Genomic DNA, 24279 nt, shown 5'->3' with positions numbered 1-24279 from the left:
GGCTTCGCAAGGCAAAAACTGCTTGTGCGGTGCCGTCGGGGTTAATGCTTGGTGAATTTCGCCGGTCAAAGCGTGGCTCGCCTGCAACACCGGTTTTCAAAGCACCCCATTCCCGGCCTTGGGCAGCGGATCGAGGTTGATCGGCGAGGCGGCTTTCGTATGGTGGAAATGCGTCGGGACGTTCCCGGTCGCTGTTTTTCGCCTTCGCCTCCGAAATAGGTCGGTGACGCAGGCGAAAGACCGGGAATAGGCAGGTTCTGCGATCAGGCTGAAAGTCTGGGGCGGGGGGCAGGCTGAAGCCCGAGGGTCTCGAAACTCTTTTGGAGGTTACCAAATGAAGCTCGTCAAGAGCCTCCTCCTCGGTTCCGCCGCCGGCATCGCCGCGGTCGCCGGGGCTCAGGCCGCCGACCTTCCCTCGCGGAAGGCCGCTCCGGTCGAATACGTTCGTGTCTGCTCCGCTTTTGGCGCCGGCTTCTTCTACATCCCGGGCACCGACACCTGCCTTCGTATCGGTGGTCGTGTCCGCGCCGAGTACACCTTCGGTGAGCGTTGGAACGCTGGCCAGGATTCGTACGGCACCCGCGCTCGCGGCCGTATCTACATCGACGCCCGCAACCAGACCGCTTACGGCACGCTGCGCACCTTCGTGCGTTACGACGTGACGACCAGCACCGGTTCTTACCGCTACGGCGGCACGAACGCTGGCGCCAACCGTTTCTCGGGCGTCAACGGCGTGACCGACTCGAGCGCCATGTCGCTCGACAAGGCCTTCGTTCAGTTCGGCCCGATCACCGCTGGTAAGGCGCAGTCGTTCTACGACTTCTACGCCAACGACTTCGGCTTCAGCGTCCTCCGCACCTCGGACCGTTCGCCGAACCTGTTGGCCTACACCGCCACCTTCGGCGGCGGCTTCAGCGCCACGATCTCGCTCGAAGATCCGAAGACCACCGGTCGTCGTCCGTCGACCTTCGCTGCCTACCAGGGCACGACCTATCCTGACGTCGTCGCTTCGCTGCGCGTCGAGCAGGGTTGGGGCGCTGCTCAGCTGTCGGGCGCCATCGGCGACCGTGGCGCTTACTCGTCGCCCTTCGCTGGCGGCAACGGCGCCAAGAAGGACGAGATGGGCTGGGCTATCCAGGCCGGCGTGAAGATCAACCTGCCGATGCTGGCTGCTGGCGACGCCCTGTTCCTGCAGGCCGGTTACGCCGACGGCGCTCTCGAGTACCTCGGTTGGGATGGTGGCATCGCCGGTTACGGCCGTCTTCCTGCCTACACCGTCAATAACTTCGGCCCGAACGCTTTCGGCAACCTGAAGTCGAACACTGGCTACAACCTGGTTGCGGCTCTGCGCCACTACTGGACCCCGGCCATCCGTTCGGACTTCCTGGCTTCGTACTCGGCTCTCCAGACGAACGACGGCGCGATCCGTTCGGTCGATCCGAAGGAGATGATCCTCGGCGCCAACCTGGTGTGGTCGCCGGTCTCCGGCCTCGACATCGGTGTCGAAGTCCTCTACTCGCGCACCGAGTACGGTGTCCGCGTTCCGGACGCCAAGGCCTTCGCCGTCAACGGTCGTACGATCAAGTCGGACGACGCCTGGACCGGCCGTCTGCGCATCCAGCGCGACTTCTGATCGGTTTCCGATCTCTAGTCAGGAAGCCCCGGGGAAACCCGGGGCTTCTTTTTTATGTGGGTTGTTCCAGCTTCGCTGTTGACGGGGACCTGCGGCCCGGCCTGATCTGGTCCAGGTGTTCCTGCCACGATCCCCTGGGATGTGGCGCCGGGCGCCTTTTGAAACGATATCTGCGGGTCGCTCGACAAGCCGTTGAAAAAACAAGGGTGATCGCGATCTTGGGGTGCCGTGCCTAGCTTGAAGGCGGCGCGGGCAGGGGGCTTGTGCATGTCTCAACCGGCGCGTTGGCTCTGGGGGTTGATTCCACTGGGCTTGTTGTGGGCCGCCGGAAATCTCGCGCTCGATTCCGTCATCGAACGCGATGTCGGCATGCGCGCCGAGCAGGCGGTGGCTGCCGTGGCCGGCACGACGCCGGGAGCTCGGCCGGTCGTGGCCCAGGTCGACGGTCGCGACGTCACGATCGGTGGCGAGGTCTTGTCCTCCGATGGGGCGAGCAAGGCCATGGCCCGTCTGCATGGCGAGTTCGGCGTACGCAGGACGCTCGGCGGGCTGTCGCAGGTCGTCGCTCAAAAGCCCTATTCCTGGTTCGCCAGTCGCCAGTCGGACAGCGTGACGCTCGGCGGTTTCGTGCCGGATCTCGAGACCGCGATGGCCAACATGGCGGTGGCCGCAGCGGCCTTGCCGGGCTTGCGGATCGATGACCGCCAGGCTGTTGCATTCGGAGCCCCCGAGGGCTTCGCCGCGATGGCAGTGGCCATGCTCGCCGAACTGCCGAAGCTGGCGACGGGCCGGGTCACGCTCGATGACGGCCGCTTCTGCATCGAAGGCAAAGCGGCCAGTTCGGATTCGTTCCTGTCGCTGGAAGCGATGACCGCACAGATTGAGCGGCCGGGCTTCCGAGCCGTGAAATGCGATCTTGAACCGCCGACCGTCGCGCCCTACCGCTGGAGCGCCGAGCAGGAGGCCGGCTCCGGGTTGGTGCTGCGCGGTTCCTATCCCGGCGCTGATGCGCGGGGCCAGATTCTGGCTGCGGCGCGGCAGGCTTTCGGGGCCGGCGCCGCCATTCGCGACGAGATGAAGCCCGCGCTTGGCGCGCCTTCCGCCTTCATCGCGAAAGTCACGCGCGCGCTTACAGACCTGACCCGGCTGCGGCAGGGCAGGGTCGAGATCAACGACGACAGCTATGTCCTGGCCGGGAAGGGCCCGGAGACCTACGAGGCATGCCAGGCCCTGCGCCTGCAGATCGCCCAGCTGGACGGTCCGGATTCGGTCGCCCAGGCGGTGATCGAATGCCCCCCGGCGCCGCCGCCCGTGCCGGTGGTCGTTCCGCTTCCCGAGGTGCCGGGGCTGGTTCTCCATGATGTGCTGCCGGTCTCGCCGAGGCCGGAAGGTCCTGTGACCCCGCCCGCTCCTGCGGTGCCGCAAGGCCCGGTGCCTGGATCGCCGCCGAGTGCGCCGATTGCTGCTCCCCGTGCAGTTGCGCCCGTGCCGCTGGATTGGAGCGCAGTCCGCGGCGAAAGTGGCCTTCGCCTGAACGGAAAGCTCCCTGATGAGCCTGCTCGCGCCGATATCCTTGCCGCTGCGCGCAGCCGTTTCGGCGAGGCGGCCCTCGACGACCGCATGGCGATCGAACCGGCGCTGCGGTCCGAACTCGACTTGCGGACGACAATCGCCTTCGCGCTCGATGCGCTGTCCAAGCTCAAGGCCGGCTCGGTGACGATCCGGGACAAGGCTTTCGCGATCGCTGGCGAGGCTGCGGATGCCGCGAGTCTGGCGGCCTTGCAGGAACTCCTCTCCCGCAATGCCCCTGCCGGCCTGACGCTGTCCAGCCTGCCGGAGAGCGTCGTCGTGCGGCCCTACGGACTTTCGCTCTCGGCGGACCGGACCGGCTTGCGGCTCTCCGGATACCTGCCGGATCAGGCGACGCAGACCGCATTACGGGCGTTGATCGCGGATTCGCCCCTGAAGGAACGGTTCGAGGATACGACCACGCTGCTTCCCGGTGCGCCGGCCGGCTTTGCCGAGGCGGCCCGGGCCGTGCTTGCCGACCTGCTGCGCCTCGATCTGGGCTCGGCCTCGGTGGTGGATGATCGCATCAGCTTGCGCGGGCTGACCTGCCGCGACCTGATCAAGAGTGAAATCGAGACCAGCGCCGCCACCGGCCTGCCGCAAGGCTTCAAGGTCGATGCGGTAGTGGGCTTGCGCCAGACCGGCTGCGTGGTCGATCCACCGGCGAGCTGCCAGAACGATCTCGACGGGTTGACCAGGCGCAATACCGTGCTCTTTGGCCAGGGAACGTCGGTCGTCGCGCTCGATGCCACGACCGAGCGCGTCGTCAGTGAGGCTGCGGCCATCTTGAAGAAATGTCCGGGTTCCCCGGTCGTCATCGAGGGGCACGCCAATCGCGACGGCGAAAGGCGAGGCTTCGACAACACCGACCTGTCGCTGCGCCGGGCCTTGCGCGTGCGGGACGAACTGGCGCGGCGCGGCATCGAGCCAGGGCAGCTCGCCGTCAAGGGCTATGGCAGCAGCCGGCCGCTCGTGCCGCACGAAGCGTCGGAAGCGCGCGCGATGAACCGCCGCGTGCAGTTCACCGTGGCGAAGTAGGAGGCTGACATGCTCTATCTCGCCAGCCAGTTCGTCTGGTTCCTGCTTGCCGCCTTCGGTCTCGGCTTCGCCATGGGATGGATCGGCCATGACGGCGGCAAGGCGCGGCTCTGGAGTGGCGCCTGGAGTGTGCTGGCTGCGCTCTGGGGTGTTGGTGCCGTCCTGACCTGGTTCCAGTTCCTGAACGGCGTGCCGGCAACCTGGGTCGAGACGGCGCTGCTGTTCACGGCCGTCTACTGGGCGGGTTGCGTCTGCGCGGGCTTCCTGCGCAAACCGAAGGCTTCGCAAGATGCTGCCGAGCCCGTGACGGCGCCACAGGCCACGGTCGTTGCAAGCGCCCCGTCGGCCCCGCTGCCCGTGGAGACTAAGGCCCGACTGCCGCCTGTCGAGAATGAGGCCGATTTGCCCGGCCAGCGTCCGGCTGGGCTCGTCACGGCCCGCGACGACACGCCGGACGACCTCAAGCTGATCAAGGGCATCGGCCGCCAGAACGAGGGCCGCCTCCACGGCCTCGGCATCTGGCATTTCGAGCAGATCGCCGGCTGGACGCCCGAGAACGTCGAATGGGTCGGCGGCTATCTCGCTTTTCCCGGCCGCATCGAGCGCGAGGATTGGGTCGGGCAGGCCAGGCTTCTGGCGGCCGGAACTGAGACGGAGTTTGCCAGGCGGGCCAAGGCCGGCGAGGTCGAAACCTCGCGCGATGATGGCACGGCGGGGCAGGGCAATGTCGCCGAAATTGTCGAGGATAAGACCGAGGCGAAGCGCTCGAAGCCTTGAAGCCGGTCAGCCGGCGCGGCGCTCGGCCCGGGCGACCAGCTTGGCGATTCGCCGGATCATGTCCTTGCTGCCGAGCAGCGGGGCATGGCCTTGGCCCGGCGCGGTGTGGATCTCGCAGTCGGGATGGCGCTCCGCCATCTCCTCCAGCGTCTTCTCCGCCAGAAGGTCGGAATTGGCGCCGCGGATCGCCAGCATCGGCACGGTCTTGAGCGCATCGAAATAGGCCCAGAGCACCGGCAACGGCGCCTCGAGATCGAGCTCCTCCAGCACCTTCATCAAGCGGACATCGTAATCGGGCTTCAGCGCGCCGTCGCGATCCGTCCAGGTGCGACGCGCCATCATCTCCCATTCGGCCTCGCCGAGGATCGGGAATTGCTGGTCCGAGAGCCGCTTCAGGATCTCGGCGCCTTCCTGGAAGCTGCGCGGCACCGGCAGCTTGCCGACATAGCCGCGGATGCGTAGCAGGCCGCGCGCATCGATCACCGGGCCGACATCGTTGAAGACGACGCCGCGGATCATGGCGGGCCGCGCCGCCGCCAGTGCCATGGTGAGCAGCCCGCCGCGCGAGGTGCCGACGAAGATGGCCTGTTCGATGCCACCGGCGACGAGCACCTGGACGAGATCGTCGAGCTCGATGCGGATGTCGTAGTTCTTCCAGTTCTTGTCGTATTCGGACAAGCCCCGGCCGCGATAGTCGAGCGCCAGCACGCGGCGCGGCTTGGTCTCGTCGGCAAGCGCCAGCGCCACTTCATGGAAATCGGCGGCGGTGCGGGCGAAGCCGGGCAGGCAGATCACCGGCAACGTCGTCGCCGCGAGCGGGCCGTAATCGCGATAATGCAGCTTGAGTCCGTCGCTGGCGCTGACGAAGCGGGAGGTGAAACCGGATTCGGGCATCAGGGGACTCAAAGGGTGCGGGGGACGCACCTAACCATGGCGCCGACGCCTACGGAAGCCGGCTTTCGGCTCAGGAGGCGCCCCAGCGGCGCAGCTTGGCGAGGCAGTGGTTGAACTGGGCGAGTTCCTCCGGCGTGAGCACCGACAGGAAATCGCGCTCCATCTCCTCGCCCAGCTGGTCGGCCTGCTCGCGGATGGCTTCGCCCTGAGCCGTCAGATGCAGGGCGACGCGCCGCGCATCGGCGCTTTCCAGCGTGCGCTGGACCAGTCCTGCATCGACCAGCTTGCGCAGATGCTTCGAGACCAGCGTCTGCTCGATGAAGGTCGCCTCGGACAGGCTTCGCGACGACAGCCCCGGCTGGTCGCCGATGGCGCGCAGCACCCGCAACTCGCGGATATTGAGGCCGAGCCGCTCCTTGTAGACCTGCGAGGCCTTCGCCATCGCGGTCTGGCTCAACTGGTCGAGCCGGAAGGTCAGGAACGAGTCGCGGGCCATATTGCTCCCTTACTCAGCCTTGCGTGCGCGCCCGGTTCGCCAGGCTCAGCGCGAGCAGCGAGATCGCCGTGCAGGCGAGGAGATAATATGAGGGAACCATATCCGACCCCGTCTTCGCCACCAGCCAGGTCAGGGTGAAGGGCGCGAGCCCGCCGAACAGCAGCACCACGACATTGTAGGCAATCGACATGCCGGTCGAGCGCACCTGCGTCGGGAACATGCCGGCGAGCAGGCCGGGCGTCGGCGCCCAGATCGCGGCGATGGAGAGCGCGCAGATCGCCTGCGCGGTCAGGAGCCGCTCGAAGCTCGGCTCCGCCACGACATAGGCCAGCAGCGGATAGGACAGCAGCGCGAAGCTCAGCATGCCCAAAAGCCAGACGCGGAAGGCGCTCCAGCGATCCGCGAGATGGCCCATGATCGGCACGAAGATGAAGAGCAGGATGCCGCCGATCAGTGAGCTCAGCATGGCGCTGGTAAAGGGCAGCTTGAGCTGGCGGATCACATAGCCGGGCAGGAAGATGAACCAGACATAGTTCGAGGCCGTGCCGGGGATCATGATGCCGAAGCAGCGCAGCAGCGCGTTGCGATGTTCGGAGAGAACGGTGCGGAACGGCGTCTGGCCGGCGCTCTGCTTGGTGTCCTTCTCGTATTCCGGGGATTCGTCGACGAAGCGGCGGATATAGAAGCCGAGCGGCGTGATCAGCGAGCCCAGCAGGAAGGGAATGCGCCAGCCCCAGCCCTGCAGCGCTTCCGGCGTCAGCAGCGTCGCCAGCGCGTAGCCGGAGAAGGCCGCGAGCGCGAGCGCCAGCGCCTGCGAACACATCTGGAAGCTACCGAACATCATCTTCCGGCCCGGCGGGGCATATTCGACCAGCATGGCGGTGGCCGAGGCGAATTCGGCGCCGACCGAGATGCCCTGCAGGATGCGGGCGATGATGATGAGGATCGGTGCCAGGATGCCGATCGTCGCATAGCTCGGCGTCAGGCCGATCAGCACGGTCGAGAAGCCCATGATCAGGATCATCACCGTCAGGATCGGCTTGCGGCCGAAGCGATCGGCATAGGTCGAGAGCAGCACGCCGCCGACCGGGCGGACGAGGAAGGAGATCGCGAAGGTCGCCGCCGTCAGCAGGGCCGAGACCAGCGGGTCTGAGGTCGGGAAGAAGACCTGCGCGATGACCGTGGCGAAGAAGCCGTAGACGAGGAAGTCGTACCATTCGAGGCCGTTGCCGATCACCGATGAGATGACGGCGCGGCGGACCATGGCCGGGGAGCGCGGCTCGGCGCCCTGGATAGCGGCTGCGGTCATGCGTTGGCTCCGGTCTGGCGCTCGACGAGGCGGCACAGGATGCTGGCGCCGACCGGCAGCAGGCGGTCGTCGAAATCGAAGGTCGGGTGGTGGCACATCGCGCCGGGCTGGCCGAGGAAGATATAGGCGCCCGGCCATTGCCGCAGCATCAGCGCGAAATCATCGGAGAAGGGCAGGGCCGTGAGATCGGTCTGCACATTGGCTTCGCCGAGAACCTGCCCTGCAGCGGCTGCCGCAGCAGCGGCGGCACGCGGGTCGTTGAGGCAAGGCGGGCAGCTCGCCTTCTTCTCGCAGGTGATCGTGCAGCCCGACATCAGCGCCAAGCCCCGGCAGGCCGCATCGAGCTTGTCGATGATGCGGGCTTCCGTCTCGGGATTGTAGGTGCGGATCGTGCCGCTGAGCTCGGCGGAGTCCGGGATGATGTTCGAGGCCGTGCCGGCGACGAGCTTGCCGAGGCTGATCACGGCCGGCTGCATCGGGTCGACATGGCGGCCGACGATTGAGGAGATCTCGATCGCGAGCCGCGCCGCGACCTGGAGCGGATCGTCGGTCGTATGAGGCGCCGCGCCGTGGCCGCCCTTGCCCTTGATCGTGATCTGGAAAACGGTCGTGCCGCTCAGCGTCGGGCCGGGGCGGACAGCGGCAGTACCTTCCTCATAGAGCGGGATGGTGTGGAGCGCGTAGACCTCCGAGCAGGGGAAGCGCTCGAACAGCCCGTCCTCGATCATCTTCTGGGCGCCCTGGCCGATTTCCTCGGCGGGCTGGAAGATCAGGTGGACCTTGCCGCGCTTCGGCGGATTGGCGGCGAGATGGCGTGCTGCGGCTAGCAGCATCACGGTATGGCCGTCATGGCCGCAGCCATGGAACTGGTTCTTCGTGGTCGAGCGGTAGTCGAGCCCGGTATCCTCCTCCATCGGCAGCGCGTCCATGTCGGCGCGCAGGCCGATGGTGGGCCCATCAGCGGCGCCCTTGATGACGCCGACGAGGCCGGTGCCGCCAAGCCCGCGATGCACCTCGATGCCGAAGGATGCGAGCGTCCTGGCGACGAAATCCGAGGTCCGGAATTCCTGGAAGGCGATTTCGGGATGGGCGTGAAGGTCGCGTCGCCAGGCCTCAAGCGTGGGCGCGAAATCGGCAATGTCCTGCAGCATTGAAATTCCTCCGCTGCCCCGCAGAGGTAATTGAAAGTTTCAAATATTGCAATCGGCAGGGAAGATCGTTGCGGTGCCGAGAGCTTGACGGAGATAGGCGATGGGCGCGCCGTCATTGCGAGCGGCAGAAGCGGCTATGACGGCGCGCCCAGTGCGTCATGCCCGGGCTTGACCCGGGCATCTCGGAAACCAGTGCCGTCTTGTCACGAGATTCTCGGGTCTTCGCTACGCTTCGCCCGAGAATGACGGTGAGGCGGCTGGCCGGGGTTAGTTAGTCCCGCTTGCCGCCGCGCTTCAGGTCGTAGTCGATCAGATAGGCCGTGCGCTGGTTCAGGCGCTCGCGATAGACCTGCAGGTTCTCCATCACGCGCTGGACGTAGTTGCGCGTCTCGGAGAAGGGGATGCGCTCGACCCAGTCGACGGCGTCGACTTCCGGGTCGCGCGGGTCGCCATAGGCGGCGATCCATTTCTTCACATTGGGCGAGCCGGCGTTGTAGGCCGCGAAGGTCAGGATATAGGAGCCGCGCCATTCCTTGAGCAGGTCGTTGAGATGGGCCGCGCCCATCCGCGCCGCATAGAGCGGGTCTTTTCCGAGTTTCTCCCAATCGAAGGGCAGGCTCGCGCGCCTTGCCGTCTCGCGCGCTGTCGCCGGCATCATCTGCATCAGCCCGCGCGCGCCCGCATGCGACATCGCGGTCGGGTCGAAGGCGCTCTCCTGCCGGGCGATGGCGTGGACGATGGCGCGCTCCATCGGATCGCCGAGCACGTCGAATTCCGGGATGCCGTTGACCGGATAGGCCGTCATGTCGAGCGGGAAGCCACGTTGCAGCGCAGCCTTGCCGATGCCGACCTGCGCGCGTGCATCGGTCTCCCGCCGGGCGATGGCCGCGATCGCCTCCAGCGCCTCGGTCGTGTGCAGGCGCTGCGCCAGATCGTTCAGCATCAGCGTGGCGAGATCGCGCTCGCCGATGCGGTAGAGCAGGCGCACGGCGCGATGGCCGGGCAGGGTTTCAAGACCGGCGGCAACCGTGCGTCGCAGCGGCAGATCCGGGAAGCCGAGCTTCGCCCGCGCCAATTGCCCGTAATAGGCGATCGGTTGCTCCGCCGCCTTGCCGAACGCGGTCTTGGCTTCCTCGGCCTTGCCGAGTTCCTCATAGGCGCGGCCCTGCCAATAGGCGGTCCGCGCGACCGAGATCGGCGTCTCGGCGATGCCGGCTGCTGCGTCGAAATGCTTGAGCGCGACATCCGGCTTCTTGAGGAAGCGCAGCGCGAGGAAACCGGCATGCCATTCGGCCTCGATCCGCTCGGCTGAATCCTCGGCGCCATGGCCGGATGAGACCTCATAGGCCTTCTGCGGCTGGCCGGCATCGAGGAGCTTGCGCGCGATGATGCGCCGCTCCTCCCACCAGCCATCGCCGTCGCCGAGCAGGGTCGGGTCGCGCGGGATCGCGGTCAGCGCCTTCACGGCCTCGTCGAGCTTGTCGCCGCGGCGCGCCTGCTGGGCCTGGAGGAAGGCGAAGGAGACATCGCCGCGCACCGAAGCCGGCACGGCCGTGATCAGCTTCTCGGAGATCGGCCGGCGCGCCTTGGCGCTCGCGAGCCGCGCCTTGGCCAGCACGACGTAGTCGGCCGAGACGCGGGCGGCATTGCGCAGGGCTGCCTCGCCATTCTCGCGGAACAGGAAGCGCTCGGTCCGCAGACGATGATCGTCCTTGCTCAGCACCGTCTCGAAGGCGCCGAGCGCGATCTTTTCAAGCGCCTGCCCGAACGGGTCCTTGCGCCAGCTCTGGCGGATGAGGGCGTTGGCCTGCTCGGCCTTGCCTTCCTCCTTGAGCGCGATCGCCAGCGCGATCCGCCCGGCCGGCGACACCGGCTGCTGGCCATGGAAGAAGGCGCGCACGATCCCAGGGCTCTTCTTCTCGGCGATCAGCGCCTCTTCGGCGCGGCGTCGAAAACGGGTCGTGGCCGGGTAGTTCGGATGCTCGCGCAGGAAGGCGTCGATGCGCAGGAAGGGCACGGCGCCGGCATTGGCATGGATCGCGACCCATTCGAGCAGCGAACGCGTGGAGCGGTCGTCGATCCGCGCCGCGAGATCGTCGCCCTCCGTGAGCGCACCGCGCCGATAAGCGGCGACAGCCGCTTTCACAGCCTCGACATTGACGGCGTTCTCGCCCCGCAGCGCATTGGCGGGATAGGGCAGCGCGCCCGTGGCCTCGACATCGCCGAGCATGGCGAGCTTGCGCTGGGTCGCGAGCATGCCGTCATCACCCGCCCGCGTCGACGACGCCGAGAGCAGGGCGGGCAGCAGCAGGCAGATCAGTCTCCTCGCGGCGGCAGGCGAGGCCATGGCGCGACTCCAGGCTCGTGCGGTCATCAGGGGATGGTCGGGGAAGGCAGTTTATGAAGGCTTAACTATGAGGCCACGCATTTTCATGACTTGCCGGCTTTGCCTTGGCGAGACGACGGTTTATGTGTGGCGGCCCCGTAACCCGCGTTTTCGTCCCAGGATCGTCCCATGACCAAGCACATTGCCTTTACCGGCTCGATGCCCGCTCTGGTCACGCCGTTCAAATCCGGCAAGGTCGACGAGCAGGCGCTGCGCGCGCTGGTCGAATGGCAGATCGAGAACGGCTCGACCGGGCTCGTGCCCGTCGGCACCACCGGCGAGAGCCCGACGCTCTCCCATGACGAGCACAAGCGCGTCGTCGAGATCGTCATCGACCAGAACAAGGGCCGCGTCCCGGTCATCGCCGGCGCCGGCTCGAACAACACGATCGAGGCGATCGACCTCGCCGTCCATGCCGAGAAGGCCGGCGCCGATGCCGTGCTCGTGGTCACGCCCTATTACAACAAGCCGACCCAGGAGGGCATGTACCAGCACTTCAAGGCGGTGAACGATGCGATCGGCATTCCGATCATCATCTACAACATCCCGCCGCGCTCGGTGGTGGACATGTCGGTCGAGACGATGACGCGGCTCTATGAGCTGAAGAACATCGCCGGCGTGAAGGACGCCACCGCCAACCTCGCCCGCGTCTCGCAGCAGCGCCACGCTATGGGGCCGGATTTCATCCAGCTCTCGGGCGAGGACATGACCGCGCTCGCCTATATGGCGGCCGGCGGCCATGGCTGCATCTCGGTCGTCGCCAATGTCGCGCCTCGCCTCTGCGCCGACCTGATGGAGGCCGTCCAGAAGGGTGATTATGCCGGCGCGCTGAAGGTGCAGGACCGGCTGGTGCCGCTCCATGACGCGATCTTCAAGGAGCCCGGCCTCGCCGGCGCCAAGCACGGCCTCACGCTGCTCGGCCGCATCGAGGAGGAGGTCCGTCTGCCGCTGATGCCGGTGACCCCGGCGACCGGTAAGGTGATCCGCGAGGCCATGGTTTTCGCCGGGCTGTTGAATGCTTAAGTAAGATAGATGGCCGCGCCGCCAAGCGCGGTCATTCGTTCGCCAATCGCGGCGGACGGCAGAATGACAAGGCCTGCTTTTTCAGAGGCTTGGGCGCCGATTCCGAATCGGATTCTCAAGCTTTGGCAGCGCTGGCCATACAAGATGGGTTCAGCTGAACGGCATGAAGAAACCTGATCCGGAGCGCTATCGCCTCGCGGCGGATAACCGCAAGGCGCGCTTCAACTACGAGATCAAGGAAACCGTGGAGGCGGGCATCGCCTTGCAGGGGACCGAGATCAAGTCGCTGCGCGGCGGCAAGGCAACGATCGGAGAGAGCTATGCCGGCCCGATGGGGACGGAGCTCTTTCTATTCAACGCCCATATTCCGGAATACCTAGAGGCGAACCGCTTCAATCACGAGGTCCGCCGGCCGCGGAAGCTCCTGCTTCACAGGCGGGAGATCAACAAGCTGATGGGCGCGGTCCAGCGCGAGGGCATGGCCCTGATCCCGCTCAAGGTCTACTTCAACGACAGGGGCAGGGCGAAGGTTGAGCTCGGCCTCGGCAAGGGCAAGAAGCTCCACGACAAGCGCGAGACCGAGAAAGAGCGCGACTGGAACCGCGACAAGCAGCGACTGTTGAAGACTGGCGGGTAGAAGCCGCTTTCAGAATAAGGCACGGGGAACCCCTCTCCTGTAAGGAGAGGGGCAGGGGTGAGGTGTAGGCCCCTGGACCAGTGAAGCGGTGCGATTTCAGCGGCTCACGAGACCCCGGCGGCAGCCCGGATTTTCGCGACGACCGCATCGCGATCGTTCAGCACCTCCTCGTTGCTGAACCGGACAAGCCGGAAGCCGTGGCTTTCGATCTCGACTGTTCTCGCCGCATCGTAATCGCGATCCGCCAGATGCTGGCGACCGTCGATCTCAACGACCAGCTTGCGCTCGAAACAGAGGAAATCGGCGGTATAGGCGAGAAGCGGCGCTTGACGGCGGAACTTGAGGCCATCGATCCGGCGACCTCTGACCAGCTCCCAGAGGATGTCCTCCGGCTTGGTCGCTTGCCGCCGCAGCTTTCGGGCGAAGCTCTGCTGCTCCGATACCATCGCTCTTTCCTGCGAACGGCCTACACCTCACCCCTACCCCTCTCCTTACAGGAGAGGGGATCCCGCGCCCTTTTCGGGTAGCCCTTACCCCTCGGCCGGCTCGTCGCCCTGGCGGATGCCGTAGCGCCGTTCCAGCGACGGGTTGCCGGGCGTGCCCGATGCTCCAGCAGTGCCGCTCCGGCTGGCGCGCTCGGCCGGATCGCGGCCGATCTTCTGCATGAGCTGGGCGAGATCGACGAACTCGTCGCATTGGCGGCGCAATTCGTCCGAAACCATCGGCGGGTTGCTCGAGATCGTCGAGACCACCGAAACCTTGACGCCCTTGCGCTGCACCGCCTCGACCAGCGGCCGGAAATCGCCGTCGCCGGAGAAGAGGTAGATCTGGTCGAGATGCGGCGCGAGCTCCAGCATCTCAATCGCCAGCTCGATATCCATGTTGCCCTTGATCCGGCGCCGGCCGGTGGCATCGGTGAATTCCTTCGCCGCCTTGGTGATGACCCGGTAGCCGTTGTAGTCGAGCCAATCGACCAGCGGCCGGATCGAGGAGTACTCCTCGCTCTCCACCAATGTGGTGAAATAGAAGGCGCGGATCAGGTTGCCGCGCCCCTGGAACTCGCGCAGCAGGCGCCGGTAGTCCATGTCGAAGCCGAGCTGCTTCGAAGTGGCGTAGAGATTGGCGCCATCGATGAACAGCGCGATGCGCGGTACGGCGCTCATGGCAATCACTCCTGCTGAAATATCTTAAGGCATCGAAATGGACGCAAAACGCGTTCTAACAATGTCGTTTCGCGACTGAAATTTGACAAATTACAAGGGTCGGCCGTGGCACACTGACGCAGCTCAATTTTCCGTTACGTCAGGGGCGCAGGCGGGCCGGGTTGCCGACTGCCGTGGCGCCGGCCGGCACGTCGCGGGTGACCACGCTGCCCGCGCCGATAATGACATCGTCGCCGATGGTGACGCCCGGCAGGATGACCGCGCCGCCGCCGATCCAGACATTGCGGCCGATCGCGACCGGGCGCCCGAACTCCAGCATCTGCCGGCGCTGCGCGGGGTCGCGCGGATGGTCGGCGGTCAGGATTTGCACGCCGGGGCCGATCTGCGTGCCGTCACCGATCGTGACCGCGACGACGTCGAGGATGACGCAGTTGAAGTTCAGGAAGACGCCGTCGCCGAGGCTGATGTTGTAGCCGTAGTCGCAATGGAAGGGCGGGCGGATGACGACGTCGCGCCCGACATGCCCGAAGGCCTCCTGCATCAGCGGCAGCCGCGCTTCCGGCGTCGCTCCGGTCGCGTTGAAACGCTCCATCCAGGCGCTGATGCGGCGGTTATCGGCGATGAGCTCGGGGCTGTCGGCGCGATAGAGCTCGCCGGCCAGCATCTTGTCCTTTTCGCTGCGCATCACGTTTGCTGCGCCGCTCAGCCTTTGCCCTTCGGGAATTCCAGCCCCATCTCGCGATAGCGCTCCGGATCGTCGCTCCAGTTCTCGCGCACCTTCACGAACAGGAAGAGATGGACCTTGGCCTCGGCCGCCTCGGCGATCTCGACGCGCGCCTTCTGGCCGATCGCCTTGATCGTCTGGCCGCCTTCGCCGAGCACGATCTTCCGCTGGCCCTCGCGCTCGACATAGATCGTCTGCTCGATGCGGACGGAGCCGTCCGGCTTCTGCTGCCAGGACTCGGTCTCGACGGTCGAGCGATAGGGCAGTTCGTCATGCAGCCGCTCGAACATCTTCTCGCGGGTGATCTCGGCGGCGAGGAAACGCAGCGGCGCGTCCGAGATCTGGTCCTCCGGATAGAGCCAGGGGCCGAGCGGCAGGCGCTTCTCCAGCCAGGCCAGGATGTCCTTGACGCCATAGCCGGTCAGCGCCGCGACCATGAAGGTCGTCTCGAAGCTGCCGCGCTCGTTCACCTTGGCGGTGATTTCGAGCAGCTTCTCCTTCGGCACGGTGTCGATCTTGTTGAGAATTAGGAATTTCGGCTGTTTCAGCTCGGCAAGCCGCTCGAACAGCGCCGTGTTCTCCTCATGGTCGAAGCGCGCGACGTCGATCAGCACGCCGATCAGGTCGGCATCGGTGGCGCCGCCCCAGGCGCTCGTCACCATCGCGCGGTCGAGCCGGCGCTTCGGCGCGAAGATGCCGGGCGTGTCGACGAAGATGATCTGCGCCGTGCCGGAGAGCGCGATGCCGCGCACCTGCGTGCGCGTCGTCTGCACCTTGCGCGAGACGATCGAAATCTTGGCGCCGACGAGCTGGTTCAGCAGCGTCGACTTGCCGGCATTCGGCGCGCCGATCAGCGCGACGAAGCCGCAGCGCGTGGCTTGATCGGTTTCAGACATTATCGCCTTCCGGGTTGTCGTTCCACAGGCCTTCGCGCCTCAGGAACGTTTCGGCCGCGGCCTGCTCGGCCAGCCGCTTGGAGGGGCCGCGCGCCTCGGCGTCGGCGAGCCCGATGATCTTGGCGGCGACGACGAAGACCGGCGCGTGGTCGGGGCCGGAGCGGCCGCGCTCGCTATAGGTCGGCGTCTGGTAACCCTTGCCTTGCGCCCATTCCTGCAGCGCGGTCTTGGCGTCGCGCAAGGGCCGGACCGGCTTCAGCATGCGCTCGCCGAAGGCGCGCTCGACCAGCGCACGCGCTGCCTCGTAGCCGCCATCGATGAAGACCGCGCCGATGATCGCCTCGCAGGCATCGGCCAGGATCGCCTTGTTCTTGCGGGCGCCGCCCAAGATCTCGCCTTCGCCGAGCCGCATGAACTGGCCGAGATTCCAGCCCAGTGCCACCTCGGCGCAGGTCTCCTTGCGGACGAGATCGGCGAGCCGGCGCGAGAGATTGCCTTCCTCCGACTGCGGGAACTGCCGGAACAGCAACTCGGCGACCGACAGGCCGAGCACGCGGTCCCCGAGGAATTCGAGGCGCTGGTAGCTGGCGAGGCGCGAATCCTCGGCGCTCATATGGGTCAGCGCCGTGGCCAGCAGGCTCTGGTCCGCGAAGCGGTGCCCGAGCGCGGCTTCGAGCCGCGCGGTGTCCGGGGCCTTGCGCCCGCCGTCGCCCGCTTTGCTCACTTGATCGTGCTGAACAGACGGTTCCAGCGAACCGTGTAGGGCCATTCCCAGATCTTCCAGGCCGAGGCGCCGTCCTCGATCGAGAAGAAGATGATCTCGGCGCGCCCGACGAAGTTCTCGAACGGCACCGGCCCGACGCTGCGGTCGCGCGAGTCGAGCGAGTTGTCGCGGTTGTCGCCCATCATGAAGAAATGGCCGGGCGGCACGATGAAGACCTGCGTGTTGTCGAAGGTGCCGGTATCGCCCTCGCGCTCGATGATCTGGTGGCTGACGCCGTTGGGGAGCGTCTCGCGATACTGGATCGTGGGAACGCTGCGGCCCCAGTTGTCGGCGGTCACGTAGTCGGCGATGCGCTCGCGCTTCACCGGTTGGTTGTTGATGTGCAGGATGCCGTCGATCATCTGGATGCGGTCGCCCGGCAGGCCGATGACGCGCTTGATGTAGTCGGTCGAATTGTCGCTCGGCAGCTTGAACACGGCGATGTCGCCACGCTTCGGCTCGGCCGCCCAGACCCTCCCTGAGAACAGCGGCGGGCTGAACGGGATCGAGTGCTTGGAATAGCCGTAGGTGTATTTCGACACGAACAGATAGTCGCCGATCAGCAGCGTCGGGATCAGCGAGCCCGAGGGAATGTTGAAGGGCTGGAACAGCAGGGTGCGGATGACCAGGGCGATCAGCAGCGCCTGGACGACGACCTTGATCGTCTCGAGAACGCCGCCTTCTTCCTTGGCCGCCTTGCTTTTGCTGTCGACGTCGTTGGCCACGCGGGCGCTCCTGAGGCTGCAGTCCAGCGCGCGGTCTAGCCGACTATCGCGCCTGCGACAACGCGCAAGAGCGGCAAGGGGGAAAGGCGCCAGTGGATGGCGAAAGGATGTCAAATGCAAATCCAAAGCGGGAAAATGGCAAGATTGCGGTAGTTTACGCCCGTGCAGCAGATTGACTGCCTGCATTTTCGCCAACAGCATCACGGTCGCGCGACACTGGGGGAATCACTCATGAGCACGAAGAAACTAGCCGCCGAAGCCATCGGCACGTTCTGGTTGACCTTTGCGGGTTGCGGCAGCGCGGTCATCGCCGCGGGATTTCCGAATGTCGGTATCGGGTTGCTCGGCGTTTCGCTGGCGTTCGGCCTGACCGTCGTGACGATGGCATACGCGATCGGCCATATTTCCGGCTGCCATCTCAACCCGGCGGTGACGGTCGGTCTCGCGGCCGGCGGGCGCTTCCCGGCCGGGCAGGTCGTTCCCTATATCGTCGCGCAGGTGATCGGCGCGATCGCGGGGGCGGGCGTCCTTTATCTCATCGCGCGCGGTGCGCCGGGCTTCGACCTTGCCGGCGGATTCGCCTCGAACGGCTATGCCGAGCATTCGCCCGGCAAATACAATCTCGTCTCGGCCTTCCTGATGGAAGTCGTGATGACCATGATGTTCCTGTTCATCATCATGGGCTCGACCCACGGCAAGGCGCCGGCCGGCTTCGCCCCGCTCGCGATCGGCCTCGGCCTCGCCCTGATCCACCTCGTCAGCATTCCCGTGACGAACACCTCGGTGAACCCGGCCCGCAGCACGGGGCCTGCGCTCTTCGTCGGTGGCTGGGCCCTCCAGCAGCTCTGGCTGTTCTGGCTGGCTCCACTGATCGGCGGCGTGCTCGGCGGCGTGATCTATCGCTGGCTGAGCGACGAGCCGGAAGGCCAAGTCACCGGACGCTGAACGGCTCGACAACGTAGATAGCGTCTCAAAAGCCGCCGTCGTTCCGGTTCATCGCCAAGCGGTGCTCCGGAATGGCAGCGGCTTCTGCTTGAACAGAAGGTGGGTCAGACGACCGGCCGCGCTTCGATCACCACGAAGGCCTGGGCCAAAGGCGGATCGTCCGTCAGCGAGACATGGACGAAGGCCTCGAAGCCCGCTGGGGTCATGGCCTTCAATCGCTCCGCCGCGCCGCCGGTCAGGCGCATGGTCGGGCGCCCGCCCGGCAGATTGACCACTTCCATGTCCCGCCAGAACACACCGGCGCGCATGCCGGTGCCCAGCGCTTTCGAGCAGGCCTCCTTGGCGGCGAAGCGGCGGGCGTAAGAAGCGGCGCGGGTCGCGCGCCGGTCTGATTTCGTCCGCTCGCCTTCCGTGAAGACGCGATGCGTGAAGCGTTCGCCGAAGCGTTCGAGCGAGCGCTCGATCCGGCGGATGTCGCAGAGGTCGGAGCCGATGCCGAGGATCATGCCCGCGTGTAGCGCGCTTTGCGTCGGATCGGAACCGTCTTCGGGCTGGGAAGGGTTATGCCTGAACGTTCAGCGTCCGGCGCGGCCCTCGTCCATCGCCTGCCGCATCCGGCGGATCGCCTCTTCGAGGCCGATGAAGATCGCCTCGCCGACCAGGAAATGGCCGATATTGAACTCGACGAATTCCGGCACGCGGGCGAGCGTGCGCGCCGTATCGTAGTCGAGCCCGTGCCCGGCATGGACCTCCAGCCCGAGCTTTGCTCCCAGTGCCGCGCCGTTGGCCAGCCGCTGGAATTCCGCCTCGGCCTTCGCGGTCTCGCCATCGATGACGGCGTGGCACCAGCTGCCGGTATGCAGTTCGATGACCGGCGCGCCGAGCTTGGCCGACATCGCGATCGGCGCCTCGTCCGGCTCGATGAACAGCGAGACGCGGCAGCCGGCCGCCTTCAGCCTGGCGATGGCCGGCGAGAGGTGAGCCTCCTGCCCGACGACGTCGAGACCGCCCTCGGTGGTGCGTTCCTCGCGCTTCTCCGGGACCAGGCAGGCCGCGTGCGGCTTCAGCCGCTCCGCCAGAGCGATCATCTCTTCGGTCGCGCCCATTTCGAAGTTGAGCGGCTTGGTCAGCTCGGCGGCGAGGCGGTCCATGTCGGCGTCGCGGATATGGCGCCGGTCCTCGCGCAGATGCGCCGTGATGCCGTCGGCACCGGCTGCGATGGCGAGATGCGCCGCACGGACCGGATCGGGCAGGGCGCCGCCGCGCGCGTTTCGCACCGTGGCGACATGGTCGATATTGATGCCCAGGCACAGCCGGTCGGCCATCATGCATCCCCCTTGTTTCTTTGAGTCCTGCTTAGACGAAAGCGGCGCACCGGCTCAATGCAGGGATTGTGATGCCCGGCTCACGAAATGTGATCGGTGTGGCCGTGCCGGAAATCTTTACGAAACGATAAAGCGGAATGGCGGCTCGTTGTGAAGGTAATCGTAACCGAAGCTCTGTAATGTCGAGATACGTCATTGCAGAATTCAATCGAGCTCATGCAACTGCCACTGAAGAACGCGGCTTTCCACACAGATGTCCTGCCGGACAGGCGTGAGGGCAACCAGCCGCCCGAGCGCGCGCTGGGCCGCGTTATCGCTTGCGACGGCTCGCGCGCCACGATTCTCAGCGCTGTCTCGACCGGGAACTGGCTGGCGGGCGATGCCTGGGCTATCGGCCGCATGGTGTCGATCAATCTGGGGTCGAGCCGCATCGTCGCGCTGGTCTACAGACTGCATGCCGTCGAACCCGTCTGGAACGAGACGGACGAGAATCCGATCCAGGTCGAGGTCGAGTTCCTCGGCGAGGTTCTGGAAGGCCCTGACGGCCGCACGCGCTTTCAGAGCGGCATCAGCACCTTTCCACCGATCGGCGCGATCGCTCACCGCATCCGCGCCGGCGACCTCGCGCTCGTCCATGATCTCGGGGACCGCTCCGGTGTCGAGATCGGCCATGTGACGCAGGATGCCAGCATCCCCGCGACCGTCAGTATCCAGGACATGCTGTCGCGCCATTTCGCGCTGGTCGGCACCACCGGCGTCGGCAAGTCGAGCGCGGTTTCGCTTCTGCTGCGTCGCGCCGTTGCCGTGCGCCCGCGCCTGCGCGTGCTCATCCTCGATCCGCACAACGAATATTCCAGCGCCTTTCCCGATCTCGCCCTGACCATAGACGGCGAAAGCCTCGACCTGCCCTTCTGGATGTTCAGGCAGGAGGAGTTCGCGGAGGTCGTGTTCAGGGGGCGGGCGGTTCTCGACGACGAGCCGGACATTCTGCGCGAGGTCGTCTCTGCCGCGCGTACGCGCTACCGCATGCCTAGCAACGGGCAGGAACTGGCGCGCGATCTCGGTTCCAGCCTGCTGAAGCGCCCGCTCGATCTCGGCACCTCGCGTCAGCCGGCCGAGGCGCCGCAGGGGCAAGGCGGGGCCGTCGATGCGGTCACGCCCTATCGCCTCAAGGATGCCTTCGCCGTCATCGACGAGATGATCGGCCTGCACGAGCAGCGCTGGCCCCGCGCCGCCCTGCGCTCGCTCAAGGTGCGGCTGGAATCGTTGCACGCCGATCCGCGCTATCGCTTCATGTTCGGCCGCGCCAACATGTACGAGACCGTCGCCCCGATTCTGGCCCAGGTTTTCCGCATCCCGATGCATGGGCGGCCGATCACCGCGTTCCAGCTCGGCGGCCTGCCGGGCGATGTCGTCAACGCGGTAGCCTCGGTGCTGTCGCGCCTGGCCTTCGACCTCGCTGCTGCGAGCCAGGGCGCCTGCGAAATCCTGGTTCTCTGCGAGGAAGCCCATCGCTACGTTCCCGCGGACACTTCGCTCGGCTTCGCGCCGACACGGCAGGCGCTTGCCCGGATCGCCAAGGAGGGCCGCAAATACGGCTCCTATCTCGGCATCGTGACGCAGCGCCCGGGCGACCTGGACCCCACGATCCTGTCGCAATGTTCGACCATCTTCGCGATGCGGCTGGCGAACGAGCGCGACCAGCAGATCATCCGTTCGGCGATCTCGGATGCCTCCGCCAGCACGATCAATTTCCTGTCCTCGATAGGCAACCGCGAGGCCATCGCCTTCGGCGAGGGCGTCGCCACGACGATGCGGATGCGCTTCGCCGAGCTCAAGCCGCATGAATTGCCGGCGATGGGGGCGCGCGGCGGCGAGGGCGCGGGTCGACTCGAGCCGACGCTGGACGACATGGTCAGGCGCATGCGCGCCTGACGCTCCGCGGGTTGCGAAAATCTTGCATCGCGGTGGCTTTGCCTGTAAGGCCGTGCTCAATCCATTTCCCTGCATCGCTGAGATCGGAAGAAGCCGGCCATGGCTCGCGTTACCGTTGAAGACTGCATCGACAAGGTCGAGAACCGCTTCGAGCTGGTGCTGCTCGCCAGCCATCGCGCGCGGATGATCCAGTCGGGCTCGTCGATCCTCGTCCCCCGCGACAACGACAAGAACCCCGTCGTCGCGCTGCGCGAGATCGCCGACGAGAAGCTCAAGCCCGAGGATCTCAAGGAAGACCTGATCCACTCGCTGCAGAAGCATGTCGAGGTCGACGAGCCGGAGCAGGAGACCGTTCCGCTGCTCGCCAGCCCCACGAGCGCCGCGACCCCGGACAGCGAAGTCCAGTTCGATCGCATGAGCGAAGAGGACCTGCTGCGCGGCCTCGACGGCCTCGTGCCGCCGACCGAGAGCGCCGACGACGAGGACTGATTCTCCTCGCGTGAATCGATTGTTCACTGTTTCCAGTTAAAGCCCGGCAGTGCCGGGCTTTTTCATGCCCGCCATCCGGAAAACGCCTTGCTGCCGCCAATGCCTGTGCAAATAATAATGTGTTGCAATGATTGCAGGATGAGGTTGGGGCCCGCATGGGCATGATGCGGCAATATGAGCTCGTTGACCGGGTCAGGAGCTATAATCCGAATACCGACGAGGACCTGCTCAACCGGGCCTATGTCTATGCCATGCGTGCACACGGCACGCAGAAGCGCGCTTCCGGCGATCCCTTCTTCGCGCATCCGCTCGAAGTCGCGGCGATCCTGACCGACCTCAAGCTCGACGACGCCACCATCGTCGCCGCCGTCCTGCACGACACGGTCGAGGACACGGCCGCGACGCTGGAAGAGATCGAGAGCATGTTCGGGCCGGATATCCGGCGGCTCGTCGATGGCCTCACCAAGATCAAGAAGCTCGACCTCGTCTCGAAGAAGGCGGCGCAGGGCGAGAACTTCCGCAAGCTGCTGCTCGCCATCGCCGACGATATCCGCGTGCTGCTGGTCAAGCTCGCCGATCGCTTGCACAACATGCGCACCCTGCATTTCGTCCCGCCGGAGAAGCGTCTGCGCATCGCCGAGGAGACGATCGAGATCTATGCGCCGCTCGCCGGCCGCATGGGCATGCAGGAGCTGCGCGAGGAGCTGGAGGAGCTCTCCTTCCGCCATATCAAGCCCGAGGCCCACGCCACCGTGACCAAGCGGCTGGAAGAGGTGACCGAGCGCGAAGGCAAGGTCATCGGCGAGATCGAGGACGACCTGAAGGGCAAGCTTGCCGCCAGCGGCATCCAGGCCGAGGTCTTCGGGCGGCGCAAGCGGCCCTATTCGATCTGGAAGAAGATGGAGCGGAAATCCGTCTCCTTCGAGCAGCTCTCCGACATCTTCGGCTTCCGCGTCATCGTCGACAGGCCGGAGGATTGCTACCGCGTGCTCGGTATCGTCCACATGACCTGGCCGATGGTGCCGGGCCGCTACAAGGACTACATCTCGACGCCGAAGCAGAACGACTACCGCTCGATCCACACGACCGTCGTCGGCCCCGGTCATAGCCGTGTCGAACTGCAGATTCGCACCGACAACATGGACCGCATCGCTGAGTACGGCATCGCCGCCCATGCCCATTACAAGGACGGCCGCGCCGGCCAGCCGATGGGCCTCGCTGATGAGAGCCGCGCCTATCAATGGCTGCGCCGCACCGTCGACCTCTTGGCCGAGGGCGACAGCCCCGAGGAATTCCTCGAGCACACCAAGCTCGAGCTCTTCCATGATCAGGTCTTCTGCTTCACCCCGAAGGGGCGGCTCATCGCCCTGCCGCGCGGCGCGACGCCGATCGACTTCGCCTATGCCGTCCACACTGATGTCGGCAACAGCGCGGTCGGCGCCAAGATCAATGGTCGCATTGCCCCGCTCCTGACCGAATTGCAGAACGGCGACGAGGTCGAGATCACCCGTGCCGACGGGCAGGCCCCGCCGGCCGCCTGGGAATCGCTCGTCGTCACCGGGAAGGCTCGCGCCGCCATCCGCCGCGCCACCCGCGCCGCCGTCCGCCGCCAATATGCCGGGCTCGGTCGTCAGATTCTCGAACGGGCCTTCTCCCGCGCCGAACGGGCCTTCTCCGACGACAAGCTCAAGGCCGCGCTGAAGCGCCTCGCGCGTAACACCGTGGACGATGTGCTCGCGGCGGTTGGGCGCGGCGAGATGTATTCCGGCGACGTGGTCAAGGCCGTGTATCCGGACCTCGAGCCCGAGAAGCGTGGCTCGTCCGATGGAAAGCCAGCCGCCGCCCCTAACGGTAAGGGCTGGTTCGAACTGCGCCAGGGCGAGAACCTGAAGTTCAAGCTGCCGGGCGAGGCGCCGGACAATGCCATTCCGATCCGCGGGCTCGGCGGCGACCTGCCTGTGCGCTTCGCGCCGCATGGCGGAGCCGTGCCGGGCGATCGCATCGTCGGCATCCTGACGCCGGGCGAGGGGGTGACGATCTATCCGATCCAGTCGCCGGCGCTCGCCGCCTTCGACAACGAGCCGGATCGCTGGCTCGATGTCCGCTGGGACCTCGACGACAAGGCGCCGCAGCGTTTTCCGGCGCGCATCGCGTTGAAGTCGATCAACGAGCCCGGCTCGCTCGCCCAGATCACCACGACCATCGCGGAGCATGACGGCAACATCGATTCCGTCTCGATGAACCGGCCGAACCAGGACTTCACCGACGTCACCATCGACCTCACGGTCTGGGACCTGAAGCATCTCTCGGCCATCATCAGCGAACTCCGCGAGAAGCGCGTGATCAGCCGCGTCGAGCGGGTGGTCGGGTAGGGCGCGGTCCCCGATAGGATGCTCGGGCC

General features: G+C 66.1%; 22 protein-coding genes. 9 read left to right on the top strand and 13 right to left on the bottom strand.

Annotated elements, in window-relative coordinates; genetic code table 11:
* Window positions 1-334: 334 nt before the first annotated feature.
* The 3 genes from AC3WMA_RS02325 to AC3WMA_RS02315 all read left to right on the top strand — a co-directional run bounded on the left by AC3WMA_RS02325 (window position 335) and on the right by AC3WMA_RS02315 (window position 5017).
* Window positions 335-1633, top strand: coding sequence for a porin (locus tag AC3WMA_RS02325; protein ID WP_492283792.1), 1299 nt, complete (start codon window positions 335-337; stop codon window positions 1631-1633).
* A gap of 267 nt (window positions 1634-1900) precedes the next feature.
* Entirely contained in the window at window positions 1901-4240 is a 2340-nt protein-coding gene (locus AC3WMA_RS02320) for an OmpA family protein (protein WP_492283791.1), read from the top strand.
* Between the two features lie 9 nt (window positions 4241-4249).
* The gene (locus tag AC3WMA_RS02315) at window positions 4250-5017 is read left to right on the top strand and encodes a helix-hairpin-helix domain-containing protein (protein ID WP_492283790.1); all 768 of its coding nucleotides are present in this window, start codon (window positions 4250-4252) and stop codon (window positions 5015-5017) included.
* A gap of 6 nt (window positions 5018-5023) precedes the next feature.
* Here AC3WMA_RS02315 and AC3WMA_RS02310 read toward each other — a convergent pair whose 3' ends face one another.
* From AC3WMA_RS02310 to AC3WMA_RS02290, 5 genes are all read right to left on the bottom strand, one after another.
* Window positions 5024-5911: an alpha/beta fold hydrolase gene (locus AC3WMA_RS02310; RefSeq protein WP_492283789.1), complete on the bottom strand. Its 888-nt coding sequence runs from the start codon at window positions 5909-5911 to the stop codon at window positions 5024-5026.
* 70 nt (window positions 5912-5981) lie between these two features.
* Window positions 5982-6407 (bottom strand): MarR family winged helix-turn-helix transcriptional regulator, encoded by a 426-nt coding sequence (locus tag AC3WMA_RS02305; RefSeq protein ID WP_492283788.1) that lies wholly within the window; start codon window positions 6405-6407, stop codon window positions 5982-5984.
* 13 nt (window positions 6408-6420) lie between these two features.
* On the bottom strand, window positions 6421-7716 hold the full coding sequence (locus AC3WMA_RS02300) for an MFS transporter (RefSeq protein WP_492283787.1): 1296 nt from the start codon (window positions 7714-7716) through the stop codon (window positions 6421-6423).
* On the bottom strand, window positions 7713-8867 hold the full coding sequence (locus AC3WMA_RS02295; protein ID WP_492283786.1) for an amidohydrolase: 1155 nt from the start codon (window positions 8865-8867) through the stop codon (window positions 7713-7715). The genes AC3WMA_RS02300 and AC3WMA_RS02295 overlap by 4 nt, the downstream gene beginning before the upstream one ends.
* Window positions 8868-9138: 271 nt before the next feature.
* A complete protein-coding gene (locus tag AC3WMA_RS02290; RefSeq protein WP_492283785.1) occupies window positions 9139-11214 on the bottom strand; it encodes a lytic transglycosylase domain-containing protein in 2076 nt (691 codons plus the stop codon).
* Between the two features lie 168 nt (window positions 11215-11382).
* Here AC3WMA_RS02290 and dapA point away from each other — a divergent pair, with 168 nt between their 5' ends.
* On the top strand, window positions 11383-12276 hold the full coding sequence (dapA, locus tag AC3WMA_RS02285; protein WP_492283784.1) for a 4-hydroxy-tetrahydrodipicolinate synthase: 894 nt from the start codon (window positions 11383-11385) through the stop codon (window positions 12274-12276).
* A 163-nt stretch (window positions 12277-12439) separates the two neighbouring features.
* Window positions 12440-12913, top strand: coding sequence for an SsrA-binding protein SmpB (gene smpB / locus AC3WMA_RS02280; RefSeq protein ID WP_061964114.1), 474 nt, complete (start codon window positions 12440-12442; stop codon window positions 12911-12913).
* 104 nt (window positions 12914-13017) lie between these two features.
* On the opposite strand, the gene AC3WMA_RS02275 is transcribed toward smpB, so the two are convergent.
* From AC3WMA_RS02275 to lepB, 6 genes are all read right to left on the bottom strand, one after another.
* Window positions 13018-13359 (bottom strand): endonuclease domain-containing protein, encoded by a 342-nt coding sequence (locus AC3WMA_RS02275; protein WP_492283783.1) that lies wholly within the window; start codon window positions 13357-13359, stop codon window positions 13018-13020.
* Window positions 13360-13443: 84 nt separating this feature from the next.
* A complete protein-coding gene (locus AC3WMA_RS02270) occupies window positions 13444-14076 on the bottom strand; it encodes a LabA-like NYN domain-containing protein (RefSeq protein ID WP_492283782.1) in 633 nt (210 codons plus the stop codon).
* Window positions 14077-14215: 139 nt separating this feature from the next.
* A complete protein-coding gene (locus tag AC3WMA_RS02265) occupies window positions 14216-14761 on the bottom strand; it encodes a sugar O-acetyltransferase (RefSeq protein WP_492283781.1) in 546 nt (181 codons plus the stop codon).
* A gap of 17 nt (window positions 14762-14778) precedes the next feature.
* Window positions 14779-15696, bottom strand: coding sequence for a GTPase Era (gene era, locus AC3WMA_RS02260; protein WP_492283780.1), 918 nt, complete (start codon window positions 15694-15696; stop codon window positions 14779-14781).
* Window positions 15689-16420: a ribonuclease III gene (gene rnc / locus AC3WMA_RS02255; protein ID WP_492283779.1), complete on the bottom strand. Its 732-nt coding sequence runs from the start codon at window positions 16418-16420 to the stop codon at window positions 15689-15691. The genes era and rnc overlap by 8 nt, the downstream gene beginning before the upstream one ends.
* Window positions 16417-17184: a signal peptidase I gene (gene lepB, locus AC3WMA_RS02250; protein WP_492283778.1), complete on the bottom strand. Its 768-nt coding sequence runs from the start codon at window positions 17182-17184 to the stop codon at window positions 16417-16419. Before lepB ends, rnc begins: the two co-directional genes overlap by 4 nt.
* 231 nt (window positions 17185-17415) lie before the next feature.
* On the opposite strand from lepB, the gene aqpZ reads away from it, so the two are divergent.
* Complete coding sequence (gene aqpZ, locus AC3WMA_RS02245; protein WP_492283777.1) at window positions 17416-18129, top strand: aquaporin Z; 714 nt, start codon at window positions 17416-17418, stop codon at window positions 18127-18129.
* Between the two features lie 104 nt (window positions 18130-18233).
* Here the strand turns inward: aqpZ and acpS are convergent, their stop codons facing one another.
* A complete protein-coding gene (gene acpS / locus AC3WMA_RS02240; RefSeq protein WP_492283776.1) occupies window positions 18234-18635 on the bottom strand; it encodes a holo-ACP synthase in 402 nt (133 codons plus the stop codon).
* Window positions 18636-18704: 69 nt separating this feature from the next.
* Window positions 18705-19457 carry a pyridoxine 5'-phosphate synthase gene (locus tag AC3WMA_RS02235; RefSeq protein WP_492283775.1) on the bottom strand — a complete coding sequence of 251 codons (753 nt, stop codon included), beginning with the start codon at window positions 19455-19457 and terminating at the stop codon, window positions 18705-18707.
* A gap of 213 nt (window positions 19458-19670) precedes the next feature.
* On the opposite strand from AC3WMA_RS02235, the gene AC3WMA_RS02230 reads away from it, so the two are divergent.
* From AC3WMA_RS02230 to AC3WMA_RS02220, 3 genes are all read left to right on the top strand, one after another.
* Window positions 19671-21389: an ATP-binding protein gene (locus AC3WMA_RS02230; protein WP_492283774.1), complete on the top strand. Its 1719-nt coding sequence runs from the start codon at window positions 19671-19673 to the stop codon at window positions 21387-21389.
* A gap of 99 nt (window positions 21390-21488) precedes the next feature.
* Window positions 21489-21878: a DNA-directed RNA polymerase subunit omega gene (gene rpoZ / locus AC3WMA_RS02225; protein WP_291651738.1), complete on the top strand. Its 390-nt coding sequence runs from the start codon at window positions 21489-21491 to the stop codon at window positions 21876-21878.
* Between the two features lie 161 nt (window positions 21879-22039).
* The gene (locus tag AC3WMA_RS02220) at window positions 22040-24250 is read left to right on the top strand and encodes a RelA/SpoT family protein (protein WP_492284726.1); all 2211 of its coding nucleotides are present in this window, start codon (window positions 22040-22042) and stop codon (window positions 24248-24250) included.
* Window positions 24251-24279: the final 29 nt, after the last annotated feature.

It is taken from the genome of Allobosea sp. FW305-C-101 (assembly GCF_058783685.1).
The sequence above is the reverse complement of the archived record's forward strand: the minus strand, read 5'-3'. Positions and strand labels throughout refer to the sequence as shown.

What these genes read in the sequence shown, in the direction of transcription:
- AC3WMA_RS02230 (WP_492283774.1), top strand. Translation starts at nt 19,671, where the DNA reads ATGCAACTGCCACTGAAGAACGCGGCTTTCCACACAGATGTCCTGCCG.
- acpS (WP_492283776.1), bottom strand. Translation starts at nt 18,635, where the DNA reads ATGATCCTCGGCATCGGCTCCGACCTCTGCGACATCCGCCGGATCGAG.
- AC3WMA_RS02235 (WP_492283775.1), bottom strand. Translation starts at nt 19,457, where the DNA reads ATGATGGCCGACCGGCTGTGCCTGGGCATCAATATCGACCATGTCGCC.
- AC3WMA_RS02315 (WP_492283790.1), top strand. Translation starts at nt 4,250, where the DNA reads ATGCTCTATCTCGCCAGCCAGTTCGTCTGGTTCCTGCTTGCCGCCTTC.
- smpB (WP_061964114.1), top strand. Translation starts at nt 12,440, where the DNA reads ATGAAGAAACCTGATCCGGAGCGCTATCGCCTCGCGGCGGATAACCGC.
- AC3WMA_RS02270 (WP_492283782.1), bottom strand. Translation starts at nt 14,076, where the DNA reads ATGAGCGCCGTACCGCGCATCGCGCTGTTCATCGATGGCGCCAATCTC.
- AC3WMA_RS02320 (WP_492283791.1), top strand. Translation starts at nt 1,901, where the DNA reads ATGTCTCAACCGGCGCGTTGGCTCTGGGGGTTGATTCCACTGGGCTTG.
- AC3WMA_RS02310 (WP_492283789.1), bottom strand. Translation starts at nt 5,911, where the DNA reads ATGCCCGAATCCGGTTTCACCTCCCGCTTCGTCAGCGCCAGCGACGGA.
- AC3WMA_RS02265 (WP_492283781.1), bottom strand. Translation starts at nt 14,761, where the DNA reads ATGCGCAGCGAAAAGGACAAGATGCTGGCCGGCGAGCTCTATCGCGCC.
- dapA (WP_492283784.1), top strand. Translation starts at nt 11,383, where the DNA reads ATGACCAAGCACATTGCCTTTACCGGCTCGATGCCCGCTCTGGTCACG.
- AC3WMA_RS02275 (WP_492283783.1), bottom strand. Translation starts at nt 13,359, where the DNA reads ATGGTATCGGAGCAGCAGAGCTTCGCCCGAAAGCTGCGGCGGCAAGCG.
- AC3WMA_RS02290 (WP_492283785.1), bottom strand. Translation starts at nt 11,214, where the DNA reads ATGGCCTCGCCTGCCGCCGCGAGGAGACTGATCTGCCTGCTGCTGCCC.
- AC3WMA_RS02220 (WP_492284726.1), top strand. Translation starts at nt 22,040, where the DNA reads ATGATGCGGCAATATGAGCTCGTTGACCGGGTCAGGAGCTATAATCCG.
- AC3WMA_RS02325 (WP_492283792.1), top strand. Translation starts at nt 335, where the DNA reads ATGAAGCTCGTCAAGAGCCTCCTCCTCGGTTCCGCCGCCGGCATCGCC.
- rpoZ (WP_291651738.1), top strand. Translation starts at nt 21,489, where the DNA reads ATGGCTCGCGTTACCGTTGAAGACTGCATCGACAAGGTCGAGAACCGC.
- era (WP_492283780.1), bottom strand. Translation starts at nt 15,696, where the DNA reads ATGTCTGAAACCGATCAAGCCACGCGCTGCGGCTTCGTCGCGCTGATC.
- AC3WMA_RS02300 (WP_492283787.1), bottom strand. Translation starts at nt 7,716, where the DNA reads ATGACCGCAGCCGCTATCCAGGGCGCCGAGCCGCGCTCCCCGGCCATG.
- aqpZ (WP_492283777.1), top strand. Translation starts at nt 17,416, where the DNA reads ATGAGCACGAAGAAACTAGCCGCCGAAGCCATCGGCACGTTCTGGTTG.
- AC3WMA_RS02305 (WP_492283788.1), bottom strand. Translation starts at nt 6,407, where the DNA reads ATGGCCCGCGACTCGTTCCTGACCTTCCGGCTCGACCAGTTGAGCCAG.
- AC3WMA_RS02295 (WP_492283786.1), bottom strand. Translation starts at nt 8,867, where the DNA reads ATGCTGCAGGACATTGCCGATTTCGCGCCCACGCTTGAGGCCTGGCGA.